This is a genomic window from Serratia sp. EWG9 (assembly GCF_019913725.1).
Lineage (GTDB): Bacteria > Pseudomonadota > Gammaproteobacteria > Enterobacterales > Enterobacteriaceae > Serratia > Serratia ureilytica.
Window position 1 is genome coordinate 428,941 of the sequence record NZ_JADNRO010000004.1, and the last position, 13,476, is coordinate 442,416.

Here is a 13,476-nt window from a genome sequence, read left to right on the forward strand (position 1 = left end):
ACACCCGGGAGAAGACAATGACAGCAAACACAACATCCTCCGAACAGAGCTTGCAGGACTATCTTGACCAGGGGCTGCGCGGCATGTGGTATCCGGTGCTGGCCAGTTGGGAAGTGGGCAACAATCCGGTCGGCATCACCCGCCTTGAGCAACAAATCGTGGTGTGGCGCGACGGTGAAGGCCAGATCCACGCGTTGGAAGATCGCTGCCCGCACCGCGGCGCGCGGCTTTCCATGGGGTGGAACCTCGGCGATCGCATCGCCTGCTGGTATCACGGGGTGGAAGTCGGCGGCGACGGGACGGTGAAAGACGTGCCGGCGGTGGATCGCTGCCCGCTGGTGGGGCAAAAATGCCTGCGCGCTTACCCGGCCAAAGAAGCCTACGGCGCGGTGTTCCTCTATTTTGGCGTGACGGCGGATGAAGCGCCGGCGGAGCTGACTTTCCCGCAAGAGCTGGCGGACGAAGCGTCGTACAGCCACTTCTTGTGTACCGCCAGTTGGAACTGCAACTACCAATACGCCCTGGAAAACGTGATGGATCCGATGCACGGCACCTACCTGCACTCTTCCTCGCACTCGATGGCGGAAGGTGATCGCAAGGCGGACATGGGGCTGGAGCCGACCGACAGCGGGTTTATCTTCAAGAAAAACGGCCAGATCGGCGTCAATTTCGACTGGGTGGAGTTCGGCAACAGCGGCGCGTATTGGATGCGTCTGTCGATCCCGTACAAGAAACGTTTCGGGCCGGGCGGCCACTTCTGGATCATCGGCATGGTGGTGCCGGAAGACAAGGATCACTGCCGGGTATTCTTCTGGCGCATCCGTAAGGTCAAAGACTGGCAGCGCGACATGTGGCGCTTCATGTATCGCAATCGCCTGGAATCATTGCATTGGGACGTCCTCGAGCAGGATCGCATCGTGCTTGAAAACATGGCGCCTAACGCCCGTGGCCGCGAATACCTGTACCAGCACGACGTCGGTCTTTCACGCCTGCGCCGCCTGATGCAGAAAGAGGCGCAGAAACAGCTGGCGACGCTGCGCGAGCGGGAGGCGGCGCAGTGAACGGCCTGTTGAACGGTAAACGTATCGTGGTTACCGGTGCGGCGCGCGGCCTGGGTTACAGCTTCGCCGCCGCCATCGCCGCTGGCGGCGCGCAGGTGGTGATGTGCGACATTTTGGCGGATGAGCTGGCGGCGAGCGGCGCCGCGCTGCGCGAGCAGGGCGCTCAGGTGGAAATGCAAATCATCGATCTGGCCTCACCGGATTCGATCCGTTCGGCGTTCGAGAAGATCGCCACAGGCGGCGGGATCGACGGGCTGGTGAACAACGCGGCGCTGGCGACCGGCGTCGGCGGTAAAACCATGATGGAATACGACATCGATCTGTGGGATCGGGTAATGCAGGTCAACGTGCGCGGCACCTGGTTGGTGAGCCAGGCGGCAGTGCCGCTGCTGGCGCGCAACCCGCATGCCAAGATCGTCAACGTGGCGTCGGACACCGCGCTGTGGGGCGCGCCGCGCCTGATGGCCTATGTCGCCAGCAAAGGCGCGGTGATCGCGATGACGAGATCGATGGCGCGCGAGCTGGGCCCGCAGGGCATATGCGTCAACGCTATTGCGCCTGGCCTGACGCGGGTGGAAGCCACCGAGTATGTGCCCGCCGAGCGCCATCAGCTGTATGAACAGGGGCGCGCGCTGGCCGGGGCGCAGCATCCGGACGATGTGAACGGCACGGTGCTTTATCTGCTGTCGCCGCTGGCGGATTTCGTCACCGGCCAACTGCTGCCGGTCAACGGCGGCTTCGTATTCAACTGACGGCCCGCAGGGCAGGCGCACAGCGCAGGAGCGAGAGATGGCGGACGAGCAAGCATGTAAGTATCTGATCCCGGGACTGGATCGCGGATTGCAGTTGCTGCTGGCGTTTGGCGAGCAGCATAAGGAAATGACCTTTGCCGAGTTGCATCGCCTGGTCGATATGCCGAAGGCCACCGCCTACCGCGTGGTACAGACGCTCGAGCACCTGGGCTTTCTGGAGCGCAATCCGCGCACCAATACCTTCGCGCTGGGCATCAAGGTGCTGCGTCTCGGCTTCGAATACATCGCGTCGCTGGACGTCGCGCAGGCCGGCCAGCCGGTGATCGAACAGCTGCGCGATCGCAGCCAGTGCAGCAGCCATCTGGCGATCCGCGACGGGCGCGACGTTATCTATATCGCCCGCGTCAGCGCCGCCGGTTCTCAGATCAATCAGGTCAGCGTCGGCACCCGTTTGCCGGTGCACCAAACCTCGCTCGGCCGCATGTTGTTGACCAGCGCCACCCGCAGCGAGTTCGAACAACTCTATCCGGACGAGCAGCTGCCGGGCAACGCGCCGGGCACCCCGGCGGATCGCGAAACGCTGTGGCAGATGGTGCAGCAAGACAAGGCGCGCGGCTATGTGATCGGCGAATCGTTCTTCCGCCACGGCATCTCCTCGATCGTCTACCCGATCTTCAACCGTGAGCAGCGGGTCGAGGCGGTGGTCAGCATCATGGTGCCGTCCGATGAGATCCCGAAAGCGGATCGCGAGCGGCTGCGCATGGAAGTGCGAGATGCGGCGGAGAAAATTTCCGGCTTCCTCGGCGCGCCGCCGCAGGCCAACGTCGGCTAACCGACAGGACCGACTCTTTCACTCAGGCAGGGATAAGGCCCACAGCAAACAGGGGCCGGGGTTCAGTCATGCCTGAAAACCGTATACAGCGAGAACGTGAGGCTGAGCAATGAGCGTAATCGGAATCGAAAAACTGGAGTTTGGCGTCGAAGATCTGCCAACCTGCGAAAAATTCATGCATGACTTTGGCCTGCAGCCCGCCACGCAACATTGGGGCGAACCGCAGCGCGAATTCACTACCCTGAGCGGGGCGCGGGTCGTTCTGCACCCGTTGCAAAGCGCGGCGCTGCCTGCGGCGTTTGAAGGCGGTTCCACCCTGCGCCGCATGACCTGGGGCGTGGCATCGCCCGCGGATCTGGCGCGCCTGCAGCCGCGTTTGGCGTTGATGCCCGGTTTTCGTCAGGTGGGGGAAGAGCTGGAATGCCGCGATCCCAACGGCATGACGCTGCGCTTTGTCGTCAGCCGCCAGCAGGCGGTCGAAGTGCCGGTCACGCCGATCAACCAGTGGGGCGACGTGCGCCGCATCGATCAACCCAGCCCGGTCTATTCGCAGGCGCAGCCGATCAATATCGGCCACGTGGTGTTCTTCGTTGACGATCTGGCGGCGACCGAGCGTTTCTACCGCGAGCTGTTGGATTTCCAGGTTTCCGATCGCTATATCGATCGAGCCGTCTTCCTGCGCACCCAGGCGCGCGGCGGCCACCATAATCTGTTCCTGCTGAAGCTGCCTAACCGCCCACGCGGCCTGAACCATGTGGCGTTCACCGTGCGCGATATCCATGAAGTGATCGGCGGCGGCATCGCCATGAACAAAGAGCAGTGGAGCACCTTCATCGGCCCTGGCCGCCACCCGATTTCCTCGGCGTATTTCTGGTACGTCAACAGCCCGACCGGCGGCGCGTTCGAGTACTACACCAACGACGATTATCTGACGGAAAACTGGCAGCCGCGCGAGCTGGAACATTCGCTGGTCTCCTTCACCGAATGGGCGGTAGAAGGCGGCATCGATCACGACACGCGCCGCCAGCATAAAAAGGCGCAAGCGTTATGAACCGGCCGGAACAGGCGGGCATTGTCATCGTCGGCGGCGGCCAGGCCGGCGGTTGGGCGGCCAAGACGCTGCGTGACCGGGGTTACAGCGGCCGGCTGACGGTGATAAGCGACGAACCCTACGATTTTTACGAGCGGCCGCCGCTGTCGAAAGCGGCGCTGCTGGATGCCGCGGCTCCCCTGAGCCGGCTGTTCAGCGAACAGGCGGTGGCGGAGCTGAACATCGACTGGCGTCGCCCGCTGCGCGCCGAGTCTATCGACGCCGAACAGCAAATCGTCACGCTCAGCGACGGGCGACGGCTGCAGTTCGAGCAGTTGCTGATCGCCACCGGCGGGCGGCCGCGTTTGCCGGGCGCCGCCTGGGCGCAGCACCCGCGCGTGATGACGCTGCGTTCCTGGGATGATGCGGCCCGGTTGCGGCAGGGCCTGCAGAGTTGCCGTCGCCTGGCGATCGTCGGCGGCGGTTGGATCGGGCTGGAGATCGCCGCTTCTGCGCGCCGTCTCGGCGTTGAGGTGACGGTGTTTGAGCGCCAGCCTGCGCTGTGCATGCGCAGCGTCGGCGCCGATGTCTCACAGGCGTTGCTCGAACTGCATCGCCGGCAGGGCGTGACGGTGTTGTGCGGCTGCGGCGAGATCTCGCTGGAAGATCGCGACGGCGTCGCCTGGATCGGCAGCGAAGTCAGCGATCCGCAGGCCTTCGATCTGGTGGTGGTGGGGATCGGCGTCGAGCTGAATCTCGAACTGGCGCGCAGCGCCGGGCTGGCTATCGAGTCCGGCATTGTGGTCGACGGCCAGGGGCGCACCAGCCATCCGGCGATCTTCGCCGCGGGCGATGTGGCGCGCCACCCGACGCTCGGCCTGTGCCTGCAGTCCTGGGCCTACGCGCAAAATCAGGCCATCAGCACCGCCTGCGCAATGCTCGACGCCTTCGCCGCTCCGTATGACGACGTGGCCTGGCTGTGGTCGGATCAATACGACGTCAATATCCAGATCCTCGGCGTGCCGAGCGGCGGCGTGCACCATGTGGTGCGCCGCACGCCGCAGTCGCAGGTGTTCTTCACGCTGAACGCCGATCGGCAGCTGGTGCAGATGGTGGCGTTCAACGACGCGCGCACCATCAAGCTCGGCAAGCGTTGGCTGGCGAGCGGCCGGGTGCTGGATCCGCAGCAGCTGGCGGATGCGGAGTTTTCTTTGATGGCGTTGAAATAACGCCCGAACCTCGGGAGCGTTTTATGACTACGCAAGACATTGACGCCCGCGCTGGACGGGCGGGGGAAACCGTTGCCGAAAATCCACAGCAGCGGGTGCGCTGGTCGGTGCCGATCGCGCTGTTCGCCTGCGTGCTGCTGGCGTTTTTCGACAAAATCAGCATCGCGGCGCTGTTTTCCGACGCCGAGTTTCAGCAGGCGCTGGGCATCGGTTTTGACCCGGCGCGGCTGGGGTTGCTGATGAGCGCGTTTCTGTTCTCCTACGGCATCTCCTCGATGCTGCTCAGCGGCATCGGCGATCGGCTTAATCCGGTCAAAGTATTGATTGGCATGATGGTGGTGTGGGGCGTGCTGATGGTGTTGATGGGGCTGGTGCGCTCCTATCACGCCATGATGACGCTGCGCATTCTGCTCGGCATCGCCGAAGGGCCGCTGCTGCCGATGGCCTACGCCATTATTCGTCAGGCCTTCCCGCCGCAGCTGCAGGCGCGCGCCACCATGCTGTGGCTGCTCGGCACGCCGCTCGGGGCCGCGCTCGGCTTCCCGGTCACCCTGTACATCCTCAATACCTTCGACTGGCAGGCCACCTTCTTCTTTATGGCGTTTCTGACGCTGCCGGTGATGTTGCTGGTGCTGTTCGGCATGCGCCACCTGAACGTGTCGCGTCCGGCGGCGGCGGCCAAGCCGGCGGTGTCCGAACGCCAACAGCATCGCCGCGAGCTGTTGCGCAGCCCGCATTTCTGGATGATTTGCCTGTTCAATATCGCCTTCCTGACCTACCTGTGGGGCATGAACGGCTGGTTGCCGAGCTATCTGATCAAGGGCAAAGGCATTCATCTGGAGCATGCCGGTTACCTCTCTTCGCTGCCGTTCATCGCCATGCTGCTCGGCGAAGTGCTGGGCGCCTGGCTGTCGGACAAGCTGGATCGGCGCGCGCTGGCCTGCTTCCTGTCGCTGTGCGGCGCCGGCCTTGGCCTGGCGGTGGTGCTGCACCTGCAGGGCACTTACAGCGTGATCGCCGCCATGGCTTTCAGCACCTTTATGTGGGGCGCCGGCGCGCCGAATATTTTCGCGCTGTTGGCGAAGGCGACCAGCAGCAAGGTCAGCGCCACCGCCGGCGGCATTTTCAACGGACTGGGCAATTTTGCCGGCGCGCTGGCGCCGGTGCTGATGGGGGCGTTGATCGCCGCCACCGGCAATATGGATAACGGCCTGCTGTTCCTGGTGGTGATGGCGTTCGTCGGCTGCCTCATTCTGCTGCCGTTGCTGATAAAGTACTGATTAATCAATCGTTTCAACAGAGGAGTGACAACATGTCTCAGGTTGAGAACAAAGCCGGCGTCAAGCCGCAGGATCTGTCGATGGAAAACTGGGTGGAGTCGCGCATCGCCCGTTTTGAAGGCCGCAAATACGACTGGAACGCGCTGAAATTCCAGGCCGATTTCGACCCGAAATACCGCCGCGCGCAGATGCGCTACATCGGCACCGGCGCCACCGGCGTGGCCAGCGACGCCAACACCATTCCGGCGGGCAATTTCACCTTCTCCACCATGGTGTTGCCGTCGAAGTGCGAGGGCCCGTTGCACCTGCACGACGACGTGGAAGAAGTGTTCTTCATGCTGAAAGGCAGCATCACGCTGATGATTCAGGATGGGGAAGAGTATTACGAAACCAGGCTGAAAGAGCGCGATTTGATCTCGGTGCCGGCGGGCGTGTATCGCGGCCTGTTCAATCACGGCGAGGAAGAGGCGCTGATGTGCGTGATGCTCGGCACCGCTAAGCCGGAGATCCCGACTTATCCGGCGGACCACCCGCTGTCTAAAGTGAAGCGTAACTGATGAATGGTTTGGCGCAACGCCAACGGGCGCGCTGCGGGGCGTATACCCTGAGCTGGCGCGAGGCCGGGCAGGGGCGGCCGGTGGTGTTGCTGCACGGCATCAGTTCCGGATCCGCCTCGTGGATCAAGCAGTTTAACGACAGCGGCCTGACAGACGGTCATCGTCTGTTGGCGTGGGATGCGCCGGGTTACGGCGGCAGCCTGCCGTTGGCGGATCCGCAGGCTGACGCCGCCGGTTATGCAGCGGCGTTGGCGGCGCTGATTGATGAGCTGCAGCTGGGGCAGCCGCTGATCGTCGGCCATTCGCTGGGAGCGCTGATCGGCAGCGCCTACGCCGCCGGCTATCCGGATGGGCTATGTGGGCTGGTGTTGGCGGATCCGGCGCAGGGCTATGCCGCGGCGCCGGAGGAAAAACGCCGACAGGTGTACGGCCAGCGCCAACAGATGATGGAGACGCTGGGGCCGGTGGGCTACGGCGAGCAGCGGGCGGCGGCCTTGCTGCGCGAAGGGGCGGATCCGCAGGATATCGCCTGGGTGCGCAACGGCATGCAGCAGCTCGATCCCGACGGTTTTCTGAGTGCCGCCTGGATGCTGGCCAACGATGATATTGGCCGCTATCTGGCGCGCTATCGCGGCCCGCTGGAGGTGTGGTGCGGTGAACTGGATCGCATTACGCCGCCGGAGAAGGCGGCCGAGCTGGCGCGTGAGCAAGACGCGACGCTGCGTCTGATTGCCGCCGCCGGTCACGCCAGCTACCTCGATGCGCCGGCGTGTTTCAACCGCTATCTGCGGGATTTTACGGGAGCAATCCAACGATGAATTTTCAGCTTGAGGATCGGGTGGCGGTGGTGACCGGCGGCTCGTCGGGCATCGGTTTAGAAACCCTGAAACTGCTGCTGGCCGAAGGGGCGAAGGTGGCGTTCTGCGGCCGCGATCCGGACAAACTGGCCGGCGCGGAGGCCAGCCTGCGCGCGGACTTCCCGCAGGCGGAGATCCTGGCGCTGCGCTGCGACGTGCTGGATGCGCAGCAGGTGGCGCAGTTCGCCGCTCAGGTGACGGCGCGTTTCGGCGGCGTGGATCTGCTGATCAACAACGCCGGTCAGGGCTTCGTCGCCCACTTTGACCAGACGCCGCGCGAAGCCTGGCTGCATGAGGCAGAGCTGAAGCTGTTCGGCGTGATCAACCCGGTGCAGGCGTTTTTACCGGCGCTGGAACGATCGGACATCGCGTCTATCACCTGCGTGAACTCGCTGCTGGCGCTGCAGCCGGAAGAACACATGATCGCCACCTCGGCGGCGCGCGCCGCGCTGCTCAATATGACGTTGACGCTGTCGAAAGAGCTGGTGGGCAAAGGCATTCGGGTTAACTCGATCTTGCTGGGGATGGTGGAGTCGGGCCAATGGCGCCGCCGTTTCGACGATCGCAGCGATAAAGATCAAAGCTGGGAGCAGTGGACGGCGGCGATCGCCGAACGCCGCGGCATCCCGATGAAGCGCCTCGGCAAGCCGCAGGAACCGGCGCAGGCGCTGCTGTTCCTCGCTTCGCCGCTGGCTTCCTTTACCACCGGCGCGGCGCTGGACGTTTCCGGCGGCTTTAACCGCCATGTGTAACAGGGGCCGAAAAAGATGAAGAAGATCATGATGATTGGCTATGGCGCGATGGCGAAGGAAGTGATCGCCCGTTTGCCTGAAGGCGTGGAGGTCGGCTGGATCCTGGCGCGCGCAGCTCATCATGCGGCGATCGATGAGGCTTTTGGCGGGCGGGTGCAGGCGCTGACCCATCCGGAGCAGTGTTCGCAGCGGCCGGATCTGGTGTTGGAGTGCGCCAGCCAGCAGGCGGTGGCGGAGTTTGGCGAAGCGGTGCTGCAGTGCGGCTGGCCGCTGGCGCTGATTTCAACCGGCGCGCTGGCGGATGCCGCATTGCAACAGCGGTTGCAGCAGGCCTGCCGCAGCCATCACGGGCAACTGATCGTGCTGTCCGGCGCGGTGGCGGGCATGGACGGGCTGGCGTCGGCGCGCGAAGGCGGGCTGGAAAGCGTGACCTATCAGGCCAGCAAAAGTCCGGCCAGCTGGCGGGGCAGCCCGGCGGAGCAGCTGATCGATCTCGATGCGGTGCGTGAAGCCCAGGTGTTTTTTGAAGGGTCGGCGCGTGAAGCGGCGCGTTTATTCCCGGCCAACGCCAACGTGGCGGCCACCATTGCGCTCAACGGCTTGGGGATGGACGCCACTCGGGTACGCCTGCAGGTCGATCCCGCCACCCGGCGCAATACCCATCGGCTGCAGGTATGCGGCGACTTTGGCGAGTTTCACATCGAGCTGAGCGGCACCCCGCTGGCGAGCAATCCCAAAACATCAACCCTGGCGGCGCTGAGCGCGGTACAAGCCTGCCGCCGTCTGGTGGACGGCGGTTTTATTGCCTGAACGGCAGGAGCGGAGCATGGAACGATTGAATATTTTTGTCGCCGGGCGCTGGCGTGAAGGGCGCGGCGAAGAGATGGCTTCGGTATTTCCGGCCGACGGCAGCGTCAACGCGCGGCTGCGCGCCGCTAACGTCGAGGATGTCAACGAGGCGGTTGAGGCGGCGGAAAAGGCCTGGCGCGCGCCGGAATGGCGTGGGCTGGTGCCGCACCAACGCGCCTCAATTCTCTACCGCGTGAGCAACCTGATCCTGGCGCAGCAGGAACAGCTGGCCGAGTTGCAGACGCGCGACAACGGCAAACCGCTGGCGGAAACCCGCGGCCTGGTGGCCAGCGCGGCGGCGACCGCGCGTTACTTCGCCGCCGCTTGCGAGGTGCTGGAGGGCGAGCTGCCGACCCCGCGCAGCGCCGAAGTGATGACGCTCAGTCAGTATCAACCGATGGGGGTGATCGCCGCCATCACGCCGTGGAACTCACCGATCGCCAGCGAAATGCAGAAGGTGGCGCCGGCGCTGGCGGCGGGCAACGCGGTGGTGCTCAAACCGGCCGAAGCCACGCCGCTGATGGCGCTAAAGCTGGCCGAGCTGTTCGAACAGGCGGGGCTTCCTGCCGGGCTGCTCAGCGTGCTGCCGGGCAAAGGTTCGGTGATCGGCGAGGCGTTGGCGCGCCATCCGCTGGTGAAAAAGATCGCCTTTACCGGCGGGACCAGCACCGGGCGCCATTTGGCGCACATCGCCGCCGACAAGCTGATCTCCACCTCGCTGGAATTGGGGGGCAAATCGCCGACCATCGTGCTGGAGGACGCCGATCTTGAGCAGGCGGCGCGCGGCATCTGCTACGGCATTTTCAGCTCCGCCGGGCAGGCCTGCATCGCCGGCTCGCGGTTGTTCGTGCATCGTTCGCTGTATCAGCCGCTGCTGGCGCGCTTGACCGAACTGACGGCGGGGCTGCGCATCAGCAACCCGCTGGTGCCGGGCGTGCATCTCGGCCCGCTGATCAGCGCCAAACACCGGCAAAGCGTGGCGGACTACGTGGCGCTGGCGCGGCAGGAGGGCGGCCGGGTGGTCATCGGCGGTGAAGCGCCGGCCGATCCGCAACTGGCGAGCGGCAGCTATTACCTGCCGACCATTATTGAAGGTTTAAACAACGACGCCCGCGTCTGCCAGGAGGAGATCTTCGGGCCGGTGCTGGTGGCGCTGCCGTTCGACGACGAGCGACAGCTGATCGAACAGGCCAACGACTCGGTGTACGGCCTGGCGGCCGGCATCTGGAGCCGCGATTTCCCACGGGCGATGGCGCTGGCGGAGCGGCTGGAAACCGGCACCGTCTGGGTCAACACCTACAAAACGTTCTCGATTTCCACGCCGTTCGGCGGTTTCAAGGAAAGCGGGCTGGGCCGCGAAAAGGGCCTGAACGGCATCAAGGCCTACATGCAGCAGAAAAGCGTGTATCTGGCGCTGAGCCATCAGGTGAACCGCTGGAGCGACTAGGCCGACACCTCTACGCATAACCCTAATAACGACTACCCTAAGAAGGCAGATGATGAGCGATAAAATCACGGTTGGCGAGGCGATAGCCCGGACTCTGGAACAGTACGCGGTGTCGGCGATGTACGGCATCATTTCGATTCATAATCTGCCGATCGCCGATGCGGTGGGGCAGCGCGATAAAATTCGTTTCGTGCCGGCGCGCGGCGAAGCGGGCGCGGTCACCATGGCCGATGCGCATGGGCGCTTCTCCGGCCTGGGCGTGGCGTTGACCAGCACCGGCGCCGGCGCGGGCAACGCGGTGGGGGCGATGATTGAAGCGCTTAACGCCAACACGCCGCTGTTGCATATCACCGGCCAGGTAGAAAAAGCCTATCTGGACGCCGACGCCGGGTTTATTCATGAAACCCGGGATCAGCTCGGTTTTCTGCGCGCCTGCTCCAAGCGCGCCTACCGGGTCAATTCGCCGGAACAGGCGGTGGCGGTGATCCAGCGAGCGATCCTGGATGCGCAAACCGTGCCCTGCGGCCCGGTGGCGGTCGAGATCCCGATCGATATCCAAAGCAGCCTGGTTTCCCGCTCGGTGCTGACCGAAGCGTTGGCGCCGGCGCCGCTGCCGAAGGCGGACGATGCGGCGGTGGAGCGGCTGCATCAGCGGCTGAAACAGGCCAAGCGCCCGTTGCTGTGGCTGGGCGGCGGCGCGTTGGCCTGCGGCGATGCGGTGCGCAAGCTGGCGGACGCCGGCGTGGCGGTGATCTCCAGCACCCACGGGCGTGGCATTCTGCCGGACAGCCATCCGCGCAGCCTGCGGGCGTTCCACAACTCGCCGAGCATCGAGGCTATCCTGACGCAGTGCGACCTGACGCTGGTGGCCGGTTCACGGCTGCGCAGTAATGAGACCCGCACCTGGACGCTGCCGCTGCCGCGCCCGCTGGTGCAGATTGATATCGATCCGGCGGCGGCCAACCGCAACTACCTGGCCGATGAGCAGATCAATGGCGACTGTGCGGCGCTGCTGGCCGCGCTGGCGGCGCGGCTGAGCCCCGGCGAGAAGGTCAACGCCGAGTGGGATGTCGAGATCGCGGGGGCGGTGCAGCAGGCGGAGAGCGCGTTGCGTCAGCAGTCCGGTGAATACGCCAAACTCAACGACGCCATCGACGCCGCGCTGCCGCAGGACGGATTGCTGGTGCGCGATATCACCGTATCCGGCAGCGTCTGGGGCAGCCGTTTGTTCCGCGCGATCTCGCCGCTGTGCAACATTCACTCGCTGGCCGGTGCTATCGGCATGGGGCTGCCGATGGCGATCGGCACCGCGATCGCCAACCCGCAGCGCAAGGTGGTGGGGCTGGTGGGCGATGGCGGTTTGGCGCTGGGCCTGGGGGAACTGGCGACCATGGCGCAGGAACAGGTGAACATCACCCTGCTGATCATGAACGACGGCGGTTATGGCGTGATGCGCGGCATTCAGGACAAGTATTTCGCCGGGCGCCAGTATTACAACGAGCTGCATACGCCGGCCTTTACTCAAATAGCCGAAGCGATGGGGCTGAAAGCCTGGAAGGTCGAGGCGGCGGCGCAGTTCAACGGCGTGCTGGCCGAAGCGATCAACTACCCGGGGCCGTCGGTGGTCGAGGTGGACATGAAGCAGGTCGGGCCGCTGACCTTCGCCGGGCCGCCGCAGAAAACCCTGTATTGAGACGATAAAAAACGCCCGGCGGTTGCCGGGCGTTCTCGTTGTTACTTCTCTGCCGCGATGCGATCGCGAATGTGCTGCGCGCGCGCTTGGGAAGACGGGTGATCGTCGAACATGCTGCTCTGACGGCCGGCTTCCATTTGGGCCAGTTTTTCGAAGCTGGTGGCCAGGCCGTTCGGATCGATGCCGCGCTTTTTCAGCAGATCGAACGAGTAATCATCCGCTTCGCTTTCCTGCTTCTGCGAGAACTGGGCGCTGACCAGCTTCTCGCCGATGTCCGCCAGCTGCGACTGCGACAGCGAGCCGATAACGCCGCCGGCGGAGGACGCCGCGGTGCGCAGCGCCACGGTGCCGTAAGCCACCTGCATCGCTTTACGGGTGTGGCCCAGCGCCACGTGGCCCATTTCGTGGCCCAGCACGCCTTCTACTTCGTTGTCGTTCATGATGTCCATCAGGCCGCTGTAAACGCGGATACAGCCGTTGGCCATCGCCCAGGCGTTGACGTCTTTGGTCACGTAGACCTTGTAGTTGGCCGGGGTGCCGTTGATGTTGTCGCCCAGCGCCGCAGCGATTTTGTTGAGACGCTTGGCATAGGTGCTGTCGGCCGGCGCGATTTGTGCCTTGCTGTCCATCTCGGCGCAGGATTTATCACTCAGGGCCTTAACGTCGTTGTTGCTCAGGGTCGCCGCCTGGAACGCCTGCGCGCCGGACTGCATCAGGGTTTCGGTATTCAGGTTTTGACAGCCGGTTGCCAAGGTGGCAATGCCCAACGCAATCAAAGAGGTACGGATCTTCATAACGCCATCTTCCTGTGAAGGTAACAAGGTAAAAGAGTCATTTTGCTTTGAGGCTATCTTGCCGCAAGAGCCTAGTGTACGCCAGACGGGGCGAGAATAGTGTTATTCCGAAAAAGCGTCCAATCGTGCTAATAAGTGGTGAACTCGCTCTCATTTGGCATTAGGGATTGCCGTTGTGATGTGGAGTCTGAGAAAATAGGGAACTTGACTGCTTTTTTTATCCGACCTGGAGTAAAACATGTCCTCTCGTAAAGAGCTTGCCAACGCCATCCGCGCACTCAGCATGGACGCCGTACAAAAAGCAAATTCCGGCCACCCGGGGGCCCCTATGGGCATGGCGGAC

The 13,476-nt window shown here is 64.0% G+C and carries 14 protein-coding genes; 13 read left to right on the forward strand and 1 reads right to left on the reverse strand.

The genetic code is table 11. The features are described from left to right. The first annotated feature begins 17 nt into the window (after positions 1-17). From ITX55_RS12665 to ITX55_RS12720, 12 genes are all read left to right on the forward strand, one after another. Complete coding sequence (locus ITX55_RS12665) at positions 18-1,061, forward strand: aromatic ring-hydroxylating dioxygenase subunit alpha (RefSeq protein WP_033652735.1); 1,044 nt, start codon at positions 18-20, stop codon at positions 1,059-1,061. Continuing rightward, positions 1,058-1,813, forward strand: a complete 756-nt coding sequence (locus ITX55_RS12670; protein WP_108681955.1) for an SDR family oxidoreductase — start codon at positions 1,058-1,060, stop codon at positions 1,811-1,813. Before ITX55_RS12665 ends, ITX55_RS12670 begins: the two co-directional genes overlap by 4 nt. Positions 1,814-1,850: 37 nt before the next feature. Then, positions 1,851-2,645, forward strand: coding sequence for an IclR family transcriptional regulator (locus ITX55_RS12675; RefSeq protein WP_033639418.1), 795 nt, complete (start codon positions 1,851-1,853; stop codon positions 2,643-2,645). 109 nt (positions 2,646-2,754) lie between these two features. Then, entirely contained in the window at positions 2,755-3,696 is a 942-nt protein-coding gene (locus ITX55_RS12680; protein WP_047573726.1) for a VOC family protein, read from the forward strand. Beyond that, positions 3,693-4,904 carry an NAD(P)/FAD-dependent oxidoreductase gene (locus ITX55_RS12685; protein ID WP_033644718.1) on the forward strand — a complete coding sequence of 404 codons (1,212 nt, stop codon included), beginning with the start codon at positions 3,693-3,695 and terminating at the stop codon, positions 4,902-4,904. The genes ITX55_RS12680 and ITX55_RS12685 overlap by 4 nt, the downstream gene beginning before the upstream one ends. A 23-nt stretch (positions 4,905-4,927) precedes the next feature. After that, positions 4,928-6,184, forward strand: a complete 1,257-nt coding sequence (locus ITX55_RS12690) for an MFS transporter (protein ID WP_072627019.1) — start codon at positions 4,928-4,930, stop codon at positions 6,182-6,184. A 32-nt stretch (positions 6,185-6,216) separates the two neighbouring features. Beyond that, positions 6,217-6,741 carry a cupin domain-containing protein gene (locus ITX55_RS12695; RefSeq protein WP_004937634.1) on the forward strand — a complete coding sequence of 175 codons (525 nt, stop codon included), beginning with the start codon at positions 6,217-6,219 and terminating at the stop codon, positions 6,739-6,741. Next, positions 6,741-7,559, forward strand: a complete 819-nt coding sequence (locus tag ITX55_RS12700) for an alpha/beta fold hydrolase (RefSeq protein ID WP_072627020.1) — start codon at positions 6,741-6,743, stop codon at positions 7,557-7,559. Before ITX55_RS12695 ends, ITX55_RS12700 begins: the two co-directional genes overlap by 1 nt. Next, entirely contained in the window at positions 7,556-8,350 is a 795-nt protein-coding gene (locus ITX55_RS12705; protein ID WP_108681953.1) for an SDR family oxidoreductase, read from the forward strand. Before ITX55_RS12700 ends, ITX55_RS12705 begins: the two co-directional genes overlap by 4 nt. Positions 8,351-8,365: 15 nt before the next feature. Next, the gene (locus tag ITX55_RS12710) at positions 8,366-9,160 is read left to right on the forward strand and encodes an aspartate dehydrogenase (protein WP_108681951.1); all 795 of its coding nucleotides are present in this window, start codon (positions 8,366-8,368) and stop codon (positions 9,158-9,160) included. Positions 9,161-9,176: 16 nt separating this feature from the next. After that, a complete protein-coding gene (locus ITX55_RS12715) occupies positions 9,177-10,646 on the forward strand; it encodes an aldehyde dehydrogenase (protein WP_223085106.1) in 1,470 nt (489 codons plus the stop codon). A gap of 52 nt (positions 10,647-10,698) precedes the next feature. Next, positions 10,699-12,339: a thiamine pyrophosphate-binding protein gene (locus ITX55_RS12720; RefSeq protein ID WP_033644932.1), complete on the forward strand. Its 1,641-nt coding sequence runs from the start codon at positions 10,699-10,701 to the stop codon at positions 12,337-12,339. A gap of 41 nt (positions 12,340-12,380) precedes the next feature. Here ITX55_RS12720 and ITX55_RS12725 read toward each other — a convergent pair whose 3' ends face one another. Beyond that, a complete protein-coding gene (locus tag ITX55_RS12725; RefSeq protein ID WP_004937650.1) occupies positions 12,381-13,133 on the reverse strand; it encodes a M48 family metallopeptidase in 753 nt (250 codons plus the stop codon). Between the two features lie 238 nt (positions 13,134-13,371). Between ITX55_RS12725 and ITX55_RS12730 the strand changes: the two genes are divergently transcribed. Then, on the forward strand, positions 13,372-13,476 hold a 105-nt coding region (locus tag ITX55_RS12730), incomplete at its 3' end, for a hypothetical protein (RefSeq protein WP_139281193.1).

What these genes read in the sequence shown, in the direction of transcription:
- ITX55_RS12665 (WP_033652735.1), top strand. Translation starts at nt 18, where the DNA reads ATGACAGCAAACACAACATCCTCCGAACAGAGCTTGCAGGACTATCTT.
- ITX55_RS12675 (WP_033639418.1), top strand. Translation starts at nt 1,851, where the DNA reads ATGGCGGACGAGCAAGCATGTAAGTATCTGATCCCGGGACTGGATCGC.
- ITX55_RS12680 (WP_047573726.1), top strand. Translation starts at nt 2,755, where the DNA reads ATGAGCGTAATCGGAATCGAAAAACTGGAGTTTGGCGTCGAAGATCTG.
- ITX55_RS12685 (WP_033644718.1), top strand. Translation starts at nt 3,693, where the DNA reads ATGAACCGGCCGGAACAGGCGGGCATTGTCATCGTCGGCGGCGGCCAG.
- ITX55_RS12690 (WP_072627019.1), top strand. Translation starts at nt 4,928, where the DNA reads ATGACTACGCAAGACATTGACGCCCGCGCTGGACGGGCGGGGGAAACC.
- ITX55_RS12695 (WP_004937634.1), top strand. Translation starts at nt 6,217, where the DNA reads ATGTCTCAGGTTGAGAACAAAGCCGGCGTCAAGCCGCAGGATCTGTCG.
- ITX55_RS12700 (WP_072627020.1), top strand. Translation starts at nt 6,741, where the DNA reads ATGAATGGTTTGGCGCAACGCCAACGGGCGCGCTGCGGGGCGTATACC.
- ITX55_RS12705 (WP_108681953.1), top strand. Translation starts at nt 7,556, where the DNA reads ATGAATTTTCAGCTTGAGGATCGGGTGGCGGTGGTGACCGGCGGCTCG.
- ITX55_RS12710 (WP_108681951.1), top strand. Translation starts at nt 8,366, where the DNA reads ATGAAGAAGATCATGATGATTGGCTATGGCGCGATGGCGAAGGAAGTG.
- ITX55_RS12715 (WP_223085106.1), top strand. Translation starts at nt 9,177, where the DNA reads ATGGAACGATTGAATATTTTTGTCGCCGGGCGCTGGCGTGAAGGGCGC.
- ITX55_RS12720 (WP_033644932.1), top strand. Translation starts at nt 10,699, where the DNA reads ATGAGCGATAAAATCACGGTTGGCGAGGCGATAGCCCGGACTCTGGAA.
- ITX55_RS12725 (WP_004937650.1), bottom strand. Translation starts at nt 13,133, where the DNA reads ATGAAGATCCGTACCTCTTTGATTGCGTTGGGCATTGCCACCTTGGCA.